The 11810-nt window shown below is 68.4% G+C and carries 10 protein-coding genes and 2 tRNA genes; 4 read left to right on the plus strand and 8 right to left on the minus strand.

What is annotated here, in order from left to right; genetic code table 11:
• Positions 1-20 precede the first annotated feature (20 nt).
• From clpX to ACFWV8_RS12500, 5 genes are all read right to left on the minus strand, one after another.
• On the minus strand, positions 21-1313 hold the full coding sequence (gene clpX, locus ACFWV8_RS12480; RefSeq protein WP_078077342.1) for an ATP-dependent Clp protease ATP-binding subunit ClpX: 1293 nt from the start codon (positions 1311-1313) through the stop codon (positions 21-23).
• 144 nt (positions 1314-1457) lie between these two features.
• A complete protein-coding gene (locus ACFWV8_RS12485; protein WP_329387676.1) occupies positions 1458-2141 on the minus strand; it encodes an ATP-dependent Clp protease proteolytic subunit in 684 nt (227 codons plus the stop codon).
• Between the two features lie 53 nt (positions 2142-2194).
• Entirely contained in the window at positions 2195-2800 is a 606-nt protein-coding gene (locus ACFWV8_RS12490; protein WP_031231653.1) for an ATP-dependent Clp protease proteolytic subunit, read from the minus strand.
• Between the two features lie 266 nt (positions 2801-3066).
• Positions 3067-4503, minus strand: a complete 1437-nt coding sequence (gene tig / locus ACFWV8_RS12495; protein ID WP_384200267.1) for a trigger factor — start codon at positions 4501-4503, stop codon at positions 3067-3069.
• 178 nt (positions 4504-4681) lie between these two features.
• Positions 4682-4758 (minus strand) — tRNA-Pro (locus tag ACFWV8_RS12500).
• A gap of 158 nt (positions 4759-4916) precedes the next feature.
• Here ACFWV8_RS12500 and ACFWV8_RS12505 point away from each other — a divergent pair.
• Positions 4917-4990, plus strand: a tRNA-Gly gene (locus ACFWV8_RS12505).
• A 119-nt stretch (positions 4991-5109) separates the two neighbouring features.
• Here the strand turns inward: ACFWV8_RS12505 and ACFWV8_RS12510 are convergent.
• On the minus strand, positions 5110-5304 hold the full coding sequence (locus tag ACFWV8_RS12510; RefSeq protein ID WP_189107123.1) for a hypothetical protein: 195 nt from the start codon (positions 5302-5304) through the stop codon (positions 5110-5112).
• 457 nt (positions 5305-5761) lie between these two features.
• On the opposite strand from ACFWV8_RS12510, the gene ACFWV8_RS12515 reads away from it, so the two are divergent.
• Both ACFWV8_RS12515 and ACFWV8_RS12520 read left to right on the plus strand, forming a co-directional pair.
• A complete protein-coding gene (locus ACFWV8_RS12515) occupies positions 5762-6925 on the plus strand; it encodes an acyltransferase family protein (RefSeq protein WP_384200269.1) in 1164 nt (387 codons plus the stop codon).
• A gap of 218 nt (positions 6926-7143) precedes the next feature.
• The gene (locus tag ACFWV8_RS12520) at positions 7144-8373 is read left to right on the plus strand and encodes a cation:proton antiporter (protein ID WP_384200271.1); all 1230 of its coding nucleotides are present in this window, start codon (positions 7144-7146) and stop codon (positions 8371-8373) included.
• A gap of 69 nt (positions 8374-8442) precedes the next feature.
• Here the strand turns inward: ACFWV8_RS12520 and ACFWV8_RS12525 are convergent, their stop codons facing one another.
• On the minus strand, positions 8443-9588 hold the full coding sequence (locus ACFWV8_RS12525) for a PP2C family protein-serine/threonine phosphatase (RefSeq protein WP_329387668.1): 1146 nt from the start codon (positions 9586-9588) through the stop codon (positions 8443-8445).
• 107 nt (positions 9589-9695) lie between these two features.
• Here ACFWV8_RS12525 and ACFWV8_RS12530 point away from each other — a divergent pair, with 107 nt between their 5' ends.
• A complete protein-coding gene (locus tag ACFWV8_RS12530) occupies positions 9696-10949 on the plus strand; it encodes a GNAT family N-acetyltransferase (RefSeq protein WP_384200273.1) in 1254 nt (417 codons plus the stop codon).
• Between the two features lie 19 nt (positions 10950-10968).
• Here ACFWV8_RS12530 and ACFWV8_RS12535 read toward each other — a convergent pair whose 3' ends face one another.
• Positions 10969-11790 (minus strand): Fpg/Nei family DNA glycosylase, encoded by an 822-nt coding sequence (locus tag ACFWV8_RS12535; protein WP_384200275.1) that lies wholly within the window; start codon positions 11788-11790, stop codon positions 10969-10971.
• Positions 11791-11810 lie beyond the last annotated feature (20 nt).

The raw sequence follows: 11810 nt of genomic DNA on the forward strand, positions 1-11810 counted from the left end.
GGTGTCTACAGGTGTCGCCGTTACGCGGACTTCTCGTGGCGGCCGTCGTTCTTCACGATCCGCGGCTCGCGCGGGACCAGCGTCGGGTTCACGTTGTTGCGGACGACGTCCGCCGTGATGACCACGCGGGCCACGTCCTTGCGGGACGGGACCTCGTACATCACCGACTGGAGGACCTCCTCCAGGATCGCCCGCAGACCGCGCGCGCCCGTGCCGCGCAGGATCGCCTGGTCGGCGATGGCTTCGAGCGCGGGGAGGTCGAAGTCCAGCTCCACGCCGTCGAGTTCGAAGAGGCGCTGGTACTGCTTCACGAGCGCGTTGCGCGGCTCGACCAGGATCTTGAGGAGCGCTTCGCGGTCCAGGTTGTGCACCGAGGTCAGGACCGGGAGGCGGCCGATGAACTCCGGGATCATCCCGAACTTCACCAGGTCCTCCGGCATGACCTCCTGGAACTGGTCGCTCTCCTCGATCTCGCGCTTGGAGCGGATCGTCGCGCCGAAGCCGATGCCCTTGGCACCGGCCCGTGACTCGATGATCTTCTCCAGGCCCGCGAAGGCGCCGCCCACGATGAACAGCACGTTCGTCGTGTCGATCTGGATGAACTCCTGGTGCGGGTGTTTACGGCCGCCCTGGGGAGGGACCGAGGCCGTGGTGCCCTCCAGGATCTTCAGCAGGGCCTGCTGGACGCCCTCGCCGGAGACATCGCGGGTGATCGACGGGTTCTCGCTCTTGCGGGCGACCTTGTCGATCTCGTCGATGTAGATGATCCCGGTCTCGGCCTTCTTGACGTCGTAGTCGGCCGCCTGGATCAGCTTCAGCAGAATGTTCTCGACGTCCTCGCCGACATAGCCGGCCTCCGTCAGCGCCGTCGCGTCCGCGATCGCGAACGGTACGTTCAGCATCCGGGCCAGCGTCTGGGCGAGGAGCGTCTTGCCGGAGCCCGTGGGGCCCAGCAGCAGGATGTTGGACTTGGCGAGCTCGATCGCGTCGTCACGGCTCCCGGCGCCGCCGTTCTCACCGGCCTGCACGCGCTTGTAGTGGTTGTAGACCGCCACCGAGAGCGCCTTCTTCGCGGGCGCCTGCCCGACGACGTACCCCTCAAGGAACTCGTAGATCTCACGCGGCTTGGGCAGTTCCTCCCACCGCACCTCGGAGGTCTCGGCGAGCTCCTCCTCGATGATCTCGTTGCAGAGGTCGATGCACTCGTCGCAGATATAGACCCCGGGACCTGCGATGAGCTTCTTCACCTGCTTCTGGCTCTTCCCGCAGAACGAGCACTTGAGCAGGTCGCCGCCATCACCGATGCGTGCCACGAGGTGCTTCCCCTTCGCCTGGGAGCAGCCTGGTTCAGCGGCTCCTGTGCCTCATACCCGACGGTACCTTGCCTGGCCCCCCGTTCGGGCCCCCCTTGGCACGGTTCACGAGGACGTGAGACCGCGCCAAGGGCACCGGACGGGTCAGGCCGCTGCCGCCGCCGTGGTCTTACGGGTCGAGACGATCTGGTCGACCAGACCGTACGCCAGAGCGTCCTCGGCGGTCAGGATCTTGTCCCGCTCGATGTCGTCGCGGACCTTCTCGATCGGCGTCGTGGAGTGCTTGGCGAGCATGTCCTCGAGCTGCGCGCGCATGCGCAGGATTTCGTTGGCCGCGATCTCCAGGTCGGAGAGCTGCTCGCGGCCGGTCTGGCTGGACGGCTGGTGGATCAGGACGCGCGCGTTCGGCAGGGCCAGGCGCTTGCCCGCCGTGCCGGCCGCGAGCAGGACCGCCGCCGCGGAGGCGGCCTGGCCCATGCAGACCGTCTGGATGTCCGGCTTCACGAACTGCATCGTGTCGTAGATGGCCGTGAGGGCCGTCATGGAGCCGCCGGGGCTGTTGATGTAGATCGAGATGTCACGGTCGGGGTCCATGGACTCCAGGCACAGCAGCTGCGCCATGACGTCGTTGGCCGACGCGTCGTCGATCTGGACACCGAGGAAGATCACGCGCTCCTCGAAGAGCTTCGCGTACGGGTCGTACTCGCGTACGCCCTGCGAGGTGCGCTCCACGAAGCGGGGGATGACATAGCGGTTGTCCACCTGGGGGCCGGTGTAGAGGCCGCTCGCGGAGGCGCCGGGAAAGTTGTTCATGTGGGTGTTCACCATCCTGGTGGCGTTCGATGGGCTGACGTGGCCGGTCCTGGGCGTACTGCGAAGCCTCAGGCGCCGGTGCCGCCGCCGCCCGGAACACCCGAAGCAGCGGAGATGATCTCGTCGATGATGCCGTAGGACACGGCCTCCTCGGCGGTGAACCAGCGGTCGCGGTCACCGTCGCGGATGATGGTCTCTTCGGTCTGGCCCGTGTGCCGGGCGGTGATCTCGGCCATGCGCTTCTTCGTACGGAGCAGCTGCTCGGCCTGGATCTTGATGTCGGAGGCGGTGCCGCCGAGGCCCGCGGAGCCCTGGTGCATGAGGATGTCGGTGTTGGGCAGCGCGAAGCGCTTGCCGGCGGTGCCGCCGGTCAGCAGGAACTGGCCCATGGAGGCCGCCATGCCCATACCGATGGTCACCACGTCGTTCGGGATGTACTGCATGGTGTCGTAGACCGCCATGCCCGCCGTGACGGAACCACCGGGGCTGTTGATGTAGAGGTAGATGTCCTTCTCGGGCTCGGCCGCGAGGAGAAGGAGCTGCGCGGTGATCTTGTTGGCGATGTCGTCGTCGACCTGCTGGCCGAGGAAGATGATCCGCTCACCGAGCAGTCGGCTGTAGACCTGGTCGCCGAGGCCACCACCGAGGGACGGCTCACCGGCGGCGTAAGGCATCAGATTCGTCACGTGTCCACCTGCTCGTCTCTGACGGCTCCGGCCGTCTCAGCGTCTTTCGTTCCGGGGGACGGGGCGCTCCCCAGCCCTCGTATTCATGGACCCTAACGCGCTGGTCGGCGGGCGCCATCCCGCTTCCTGGACTGTTCGCTGGCAGCGCAAGGTAGTTGGGTCGAGGCAGGGGGCGGGGTACGGCACCGCCTACGGAGCGGGCCCCGGGCGCGAGTCGCGTCCCGGGGCCCGGAGATCCGGTCGAGCGTGGACGCTCAGCCCTCGGTCTTCGTCTCGGGCTTGTCGTCGTCCGCGGCGGTGTCGGCGGCGGCCTCGGTGGCCGTCTCGTCGGAGGACGCCTCGGCGGCCTCGGCGGTCTCGTCCGCCTCATCCGTCTCGTCGTCGTCCTGGAGGTCGACGACCTCACCGTTCGTGTCCGTCACCTTGGCGGCCTCGACCACCACGGCGAGCGCCTTGCCGCGGGCGACCTCTCCGACGAGCATCGGCACCTGGCCGCCTTCGACGACGGCCTGGGCGAACTGGTCGGGCGACATGCCGGAGGACTGCGCGCGACGCATGAGGTGCTCGGTGAGCTCCTCCTGGTTCACGTTCAGCTTCTCCTTGTTGACCAGCTCGTCGAGGATGAACTGGGTCTTGATGCCCTTGACCGCCTGCTCCTTGGTCTCCTCGTCGAACTCCTCCTCCGTCTTGCCCTGGATCTCCAGGTACTTCGGAAGGTCGAGGCCCATCTGACCGAGCTGGTGGTGCTCCAGGTTGTGCTTGCGGGTCTTGATCTCGTCCTCAAGAAGCTTCTCGGGGATCGGGACCTCGGCCAGCTTCAGCAGCTCGTCGAGGACGCGCTCCTGGGCCTGGGTGGCCTGGTCGTACTGCTTCATGCTGCCGAGGCGCTTGCGGCTGTCCGCCTTCAGCTCCTCAAGGGTGTCGAACTCGCTCGCCATCTGCGCGAACTCGTCGTCCAGGTCGGGCAGCTCGCGGGAGGCGACCTGGGTGACCTTGACGGAGACCTCGGCGTCCTTGCCCTCGGCGGTGCCGCCCTTGAGCTGGGAGGTGAAGGTGGCCTCGCCGCCGGCCTCCAGGCCGGTCACGGCCTCGTCGATGCCTTCGAGCAGCTCGCCGGAGCCGATCGTGTACTGCACGTCACTGGCGACGCCGTCCTCCAGGACCTCGCCGTCGACCTTGGCCTCAAGGTCGATCGTCACGACGTCGCCCTCGGCGGCGGCGCGCTCGACGGCGCTGGTGGAGGCGAAGCGCTCACGGAGCTCGTCGACGGACTTGTCGACGTCCTCGTCGGAGACGCCGACCGCGTCGACGGTGACCTCGATGCCGGTGTAGTCCGGGATCTCGATGACCGGGCGGATGTCGACCTCGGCGGTGAAGGAGAGCAGCTCGCCGTCCTTCAGCTCCTTGATGTCGACCTCGGGCTGCCCGAGGACATTGAGCTCACCCTCGTTGACGGCCTCCGTGTAGAACTTCGGAAGGGCGTCGTTGACGGCCTCCTCCAGCACAGCTCCACGGCCGAACCGCTGGTCGATGACGCGGGCGGGGATCTTGCCCTTACGGAAGCCCTTCACCGTGACCTGGTCGTTGATCTTCTTGTACGCCGCGTCGAGGCTGTCCTTGAGCTCCTCGAAGGGCACCTCGACAGTGAGCCGAACCCGGGTCGGGTTCAGGGTCTCCACGGCGCTCTTCACGGTTCGGTCTCCTTGGTGGCTGATTCTGGGGTTCTGCTACGCCCGCCGTGACTACGGCGGACCAGCGGATTCGGCCCGGTCCTTCACAGTCTCTTCAGACACACGGGCACGCAGCTTGCATAGTAGCGGCAAGCAGGATGACGCCCACAACGCGATCTTGAACAGACACGGGTACTGATGGTCGGGGTGGCCGGATTCGAACCGACGACCTTCCGCTCCCAAAGCGGACGCGCTACCAAGCTGCGCCACACCCCGTCGGTGCGACACGTAGGGTACATGCCCGCGGACAGTGCGCCGGACGTATTTAGCGGGACGTTCACCGGCACGCGAGCGACGGGGAAGCGGTGTGCGTCGAGGGCCGCGGACCCGCTACGATGTTTCCCGTGCCGCGGTCCTCATGATCCGCGACGCGTGCGGGCGTAGCTCAATGGTAGAGCCCTAGTCTTCCAAACTAGCTACGCGGGTTCGATTCCCGTCGCCCGCTCCATATGACACAGGGCCAGGTCGGAGGGTGATCCTCCGGACTGGCCCTGATGCGTTCGTGCTCTGACGCGTTGGCGCCCCTGACGCGCCGGCCGGGGCGCCGGCCCCGGACGCCGATCCGCCCTAGAAATTTATCTGGTTGATCGTCTCCGCCAGGGAGTTGAGGAACCTGTTCACCGACGGGGCCATGTCCGTGGACGCCAGGAAGAAGCCGAACAGGATCGCGACCGTGGCTGGGCCGCCCTTCAGGGAGCCGCCGCGGATCAGCACCACGAGGACGATCGCCAACAGCAGCACCACAGACAGTGAAATAGCCACAACTGATCACACCCTCGGTCGGTCCGCCTTGCCGGCCGCGGGAGCTCACGGCCTCGCACACACCCGCTCCCACCATCGTGCCACCAACCTCCGCCCAGTTGGCCTCCCGTGACGAATCATCGAGGAAAGGATCACGCCAATCGCCCTGGCGGGCACGCCGGGTGCGCCGGGTGGGGCGCCGGGCGCGCGCGGGGCGGGGAATGAATGGGGACGTCAATTCGATGCGATCATTCTCCCCGCGTTCACAGCCGGCTCACAGCCAATTCAAAGCAAACCCCGGGCAGTTCGGCGGATGAATTCACGCGGAGTCATATCGAGGGTCACACCCTGATGATATGCCCTATTTAAGAGGGATTAACAGGGGCATATCTACCGGTGGGAGGCCGTTTCGGTGTCGAACACCCCACATGCCCAGGAGGTTTTACTCATCGCATTGTGCGGGGCTAGGGTTAATCAGATGTCCCAAGCTCCGCACGGATATGAGAGGGCTCCGCTCCCCCGCTCGCGGGAGTTGGATCCCGTCCCCCCAACGGCACAGACCGCATCGGCCGCGGTGGCCGAAACCCCTGTACGGACCCCTCAGGATTCCGCGAAGTCGACACCCCCCACCGCCAAGACGTCCACGAAGCGAGACGCGTTCTTCGACAACGCGAAGTACCTGGCCATCGTGCTGGTGGCCATGGGCCACGCCTGGGAGCCGGTGATGGACGGCAGCCGGGCGACGAAGGCGCTCTACATGGTCGTCTACTCGTTCCACATGCCGGCCTTCATCATCATCTCCGGCTACTTCTCCCGGAGTTACACGGGCCGCCCCCACCAGATCAGACGCCTGCTGACCGGGATCGCAGTCCCGTACATCGTCTTCGAGGTCGCGTACTCGCTGTTCAAGCGGGCCGCCAACGACCCGGGCCACCCCATCAGTCTGCTCGACCCCTGGTATCTCACCTGGTTCCTGGCCGCGTTGTTCATCTGGCGGCTGACCACCCCGATCTGGCTGTCGCTGCGCCATCCCCTGCCGGTCGCCCTCGGCATCGCCGCGCTCGCGTCCTTCACGCCGAACATCGGCGAGGACCTCAACCTCCAGCGCGTACTGCAGTTCCTGCCCCTCTTCGTCCTGGGGCTCATCCTCAAGCCCGAGCACTTCCAGCTGGTGCGGCGGCGTGAGGTCAGGGTGTTGGCCGTGCCCGTCTTCGCCGGCGCGCTCGTCTTCGCGTACTGGGCGGCGGTCCGGATGCAGAACGCGTGGTTCTACCACAACAGCGCGGCGCAGGACCAAGGAGCGCCGTGGTGGCTGGGCGTCGTCATGACCTTCGCGCTGTTCGGCTGCTCGGTCGTGCTGACGGCCGCGTTCCTGTCGTGGGTGCCGCGCCGCAAGATGTGGTTCACGGCACTCGGCGCGGGCACCATCTGCGGCTATCTGCTGCACGGTTTCCTGGTGAAGGGCGCCGTGTACAGCGGGATCTTCGACACGAACGCCTGGCTGAACGAGCCGGCCGGCAAGGTCTTCCTGACTCTGCTCGCGGGCGTCGCGATGACGCTGCTCTGTACGCCGCCGGTGCGCCGGCTCTTCCGGTTCGCGACGGAGCCGGAGATGACCTGGGCGTTCCGGAAGGACAAGTAGCCGCCGTACCTCCCCGCATTTCCCCGCGATCCCGATCCGGGCCGCCTCGTCCAGCACGGCGAGGCGGCCCGGATTCGTGTTGTGGGCCAGGTCACGGTGCGCGTGTGGCAGAAGTCGCCCGATAAATCGTTTGGTAAACTAATTACTGACGATTCCTTGACGCGCCTTTGACTTGACGGAGGAACGGTCCCATCGGACACGCAGACACCCTCATAGCCATGGGCGGCGCCTTCCTCGCCGCCGCCTTCCTCGCCCGCCTCGGCAGCCGGATCGAGCTGCCGACGATCCCGCTGTTCATCCTGGCCGGAATCCTGCTCGGACCGCACACCCCGGGCATCGTGCTCCTCTCCGATCCGCACGACCTGGAGATGCTGTCGGCCCTCGGCCTCGTCCTTCTGCTCTTCTATCTCGGCCTCGAATTCCATCTGGACGATCTCAAGGCGGGCGGCCGCAAGATGGCCCTCGCCGGCGGCTCGTATCTGCTGCTGAACGTGGGCGCCGGGCTCGGCTTCGGCTTCGCGCTGGGCTGGGGCACGTCCGAGGCGCTGGTCCTCGCGGGTGTGCTCGGTATCTCCTCGTCCGCGATCGTGACGAAGATCCTGGTCGACCTGGGCCGTATCGGGAATCCCGAGACGAAGCCGATCCTGGGGATCATCGTCGTCGAGGACATCTTCCTGGCGCTCTACCTGGCCGCGCTCCAGCCGATCCTCTCCGGCGCCGACAGTGCCCCCGCCGCGCTGGCGGACGGCGGGAAGGCGTTCGGATTCCTGCTGCTGCTGGCCCTCGCCGCGCGCTTCGGCAAGAAGGTCATCGGCCGCCTCATCGACACGAAGGACGACGAGCTGCTCGTCATCTCCTTCCTGGGCGCAGCGGTCTTCATGGCGGGGGTCTCCGAGTGGTTCGGTGTCGCGGACGCGATCGGCGCGTTCATGGTCGGTCTGATGCTGGGCAGTACGGCCTCCGGCGACCGGATCCGTACGCTGGTGCATCCGCTGCGGGACGCGTTCGGCGCCATCTTCTTCTTCGCCTTCGGGCTGTCCATCAACCCGGGCGACCTGCCGACGGTGCTCTGGCCTGTCGTGGCGGCCGTCACCGTGACGCTGGCGATGAACGTGGTGGCCGGTCTGGTGGCCTCGCGCGTCTACCGCTTCGGCTCAGGCCCGGCGGCGAACATCGCGACGACGCTGGTCGCGCGCGGTGAGTTCGCCCTGATCCTCGCGACGATGGCGGCGGGCGCGGCCCTGGACGAGCGGCTGGCCCCGTTCATCGCGGGGTACGTCCTGATCCTCGCGGTCCTCGGTCCGCTGGCCGCGGCCAAGTCGCACTGGCTGGCACGGGTGTTGCCGGGCGGCGGGCGAGGCGGTGGTGGTGCCGGGTCGGGGCCGGGTGGCGGGTCCGGTCCCGGCGACAGCAGCGACGAGCTGTCGCTGGCGAAGTCGGGGGCCTGAGCGGCGACGGGTGGCCGGGGGCCGGTGCGGACCGTACCGGCCCCCGGGCCCGGCCCGGCCCTCCGGGCCTCAGCTCTCGCGGCAGATCAGCAGCAGCGCTCTGTCGTCGTTCACATGCTTCGCCACCGACTCGATCAAGTGCCAGGCCGCTCCGACGAAGCCCGCCGCGACATACCGGTCCGCCTCGCCCGACAGCCGGTCTATCCCCTCGCTGAGGTCGCGGCCCGACGCCTCGACCAGGCCGTCCGTGAACAGCATCAGCACGTCGCCCGGCAGCAGGACACCCTTCACCGGGTCGAACTCCGCGTGGTCGTAGACACCGAGGAGCGGGCCCTCCGCCGCCATCTCCTCCCAGCGACCGCTGCCCGCGTGGAGCTGGAGCGCGGGCAGATGGCCCGCCGACAGCAGCTCGTACTCCCCCGACTCCAGATCCAGGACGAGATGGATGGAGGTCGCGAAGCCCTCGTCCCAGTCCTGGCGGAGCAGATAGCCGTTGGCGGCGGGCAGGAAGCCCTCCGGCGGGAGCGAGCCGAGCAGCCCGCCGAACGCGCCGGACAGCAGCAGCGCGCGCGAGCCCGCGTCCATGCCCTTTCCGGAGACATCCGTGAGGACGACTTCGAGCGTGCGGCCCCCGTTGGTGCGGGCCGCCACGACGAAGTCGCCGGAGAAGGACTGGCCGCCGGCCGGCCGCAGCGACATCTCGCGGTGCCAGCCCTTCGGCAGGTACGGCAGGGCGCTCTGGACCCGGATACGTTCGCGCAGGTCGAAGAGCATCGTGCCGCCGCGCCGCCACGGCACGCCCACGCGGGCCCTGAACTGGGCGATCAGCAGCCCGAAGAGCCCGCAGGCCGCCACCACCAGGACGGTGCCCGGCGTCACCGTGGCCGGCCCCTGGTCGTACGGGCCGAGGACGAGCGATTCGACGATCAAAGCGGTGGCCGCGGCGGCGTACAGGGCCAGCAGGCTGGAGGGCCGCAGCAGCAGTCCCCCGGCCACGATCGGCAGGACCAGCGCGGACGGTGCGAACCAGACGGGGACCGCCATGGTGGCGATGGCGATCCCGGGGACGGTCAGGAGCAGTCCGACGAGTGCTATCCAGTCCGAGCCGTCGCCGCGGAAGTAGTCGACTCCGGATTTGCGCATGCCGACGCGGGCCCGGTGCAGCGACCTGCGCATCCGGGCCGTGAACGAATCCGTCTTCGCGCCACCGGCCATTGTCGTGGACCTTATCCATCAGCGGGCCGCACGTGCAGAGGGACCCCTGTGACATTGTGTTCGATATCGGGTCGCCTCAACCGCCCACGCCCTGGTACTCATGGCATATGACCACAGACTTGCGAGTACTCGAAGCCCCTGACTGGGACCGCTGGTTCGCGAAGCTGGAACGGGCCTTCGGCGGTGCGCTCGTCGACTCCGCCGAGGAGCGCGAGGCCTGGCGTTCCGTGACGGAGTACGAACGCTCCCTCGGGGTCTGGGACGGCGACGAGTGCGTGGGGACCGCGGGGGCGTTCACCTTCGGGCTCACGGTGCCCGGCGGGGGTCTGGTGTCGGCGGCGGGCGTCACGATGGTGAGCGTCGCGGCGACGCACCGGCGGCGCGGGATCCTCACCTCCATGATGCGGCGGCAGTTGGACGACGTCCGCTCGTGGGGCCAGGCGGTGGCGCTGCTGACCGCGTCGGAACCGGAGATCTACGGGCGGTTCGGATACGGCGTCGGCACGCGGCAGTTGAGCGCGGAGATCGACACCTCGCGCGTCTCGTTCCGGGTGCCGGCCGACGCGGACGGCGCCGATCCCGTACAACTGCGGTACGTCCCGCTGGACGACGCGCGCGAGTCGGTCGAGTCGGTGTACGCGCGTCAGGTCCCCGGCCGTCCCGGCATGCTGGAGCGGCGGCCCGGCTGGGACCGGAAGCTGCTGATGGACTCGCCCGAGGGCCGTGAGGGCGCCTCCGAGCTCCAGTGCGTGCTCGCGCGGCGGGGCGATGGCGACGACGCGGAGACGATCGGGTACGCGCTCTACCGCGTCAAGCCCTTGTGGGAGGCGGCCGGGCCGAAGAGCACGGTCGTGGTCGACCAGGTGTCCGCTCTGGACCCGGTGGCGTACGCGACCCTGTGGCGCTTCCTCGGCGGGATCGACCTGACGTCGACGGTGAGCGTGTCGAACCTGCCGGTGGACGACCCGTTCCAGTTCCTGGTCTCCGACGTCCGGCGCGCCAACATCCGGGTGCGGGACTCGCTGCACGTACGGCTGGTGGAGGTGGGCGCGGCACTGGAGGCGCGGACGTACCAGGCGCCTGTGGACGTGGTGTTCGAGGTCGACGACGCCTTCTGCCCCTGGAACGAGGGGCGTTGGCGGCTGACCGGTGACGTGAAGGGCGCGTCCTGCGAGCGGACGGCGGACGCGGCCGATCTGTCGTTGTCGGTAAGGGAGTTGGCCACGATGTATCTGGGCGACACCTCGCCGGCGGCGCTGGCGCGGGCGGGGCTCGTCCGTGAACTGCGGCCGGGCGCGCTGGCGGAGGCGTCGGTGGCGTTCGCGTCGCCGGTCGCACCGTGGCTGCCGCACGGCTTCTGACGGGTCGTCGGCCTCGCGGCTACTTCCGCTGGCAGCCGGGGCACCAGAAGAGATTGCGGGCTGCGAGTGACGCCGTGCGGATCTCGGTGCCGCACAGATGGCAGGGCATGGTCGCGCGCCGGTAGACATACACCTCGCCGCCGTGGTCGTCCACGCGCGGCGGGCGGCCCATGGCCTCGGGCAGATGCTCGGGCCGTACGGTGTCGATGCGATTGTGCCGCACGCCCTCGCGCATCAGCCCCACCAGGTCGGTCCAGATCGCTTCCCACTCGGCGCGGGTGAGATCGCGCCCGGCGCGGTACGGGTCGATGCCGTGCCGGAAGAGGACCTCGGCGCGGTAGACGTTGCCGACGCCCGCGATGATCTTCTGGTCCATCAGCAGGGCGGCGACGGTGGTACGGGAGCGCGAGATACGGGCCCACGCGCGCTCCGGGTCGTTGCCGGGTGCGTCGGGCGGGCGCAGCGGGTCGGGGCCGAGCCGGTCGTGTATCGCGCGCTTCTCGGGTTCGGTGATCAGCGCGCAGGTGGTGGGGCCGCGCAGCTCCATGTAGTACGTGTCGTTCAGCAGGCGCAGCCGGACGGTGTCGGTGGGTGGCGGGGCGGGGGTCCCGCCGAGCGCCACCTTCCCGAAGAGGCCGAGGTGCACATGGACCCAGCCGCTGTCCTCGAAGCCGACGAAGAGATGCTTCCCGTGGGCGCTCGCACCGTCCATCACCCGCCCGTCGAGGAGCGCCGCGCTCTCGCTGAACCGGCCCTGCGGGCTGCTCACACCTATGGCGTCCGCGTGGAAGCGTTCGGTCAGGTCCTCGGCGAGGCGGTGGATCGTATGCCCCTCGGGCACGGATTCTCCTTGGTGCGTGC

It is taken from the genome of Streptomyces sp. NPDC058665, assembly GCF_042714995.1.
Classification (GTDB): Bacteria; Actinomycetota; Actinomycetes; order Streptomycetales; family Streptomycetaceae; genus Streptomyces.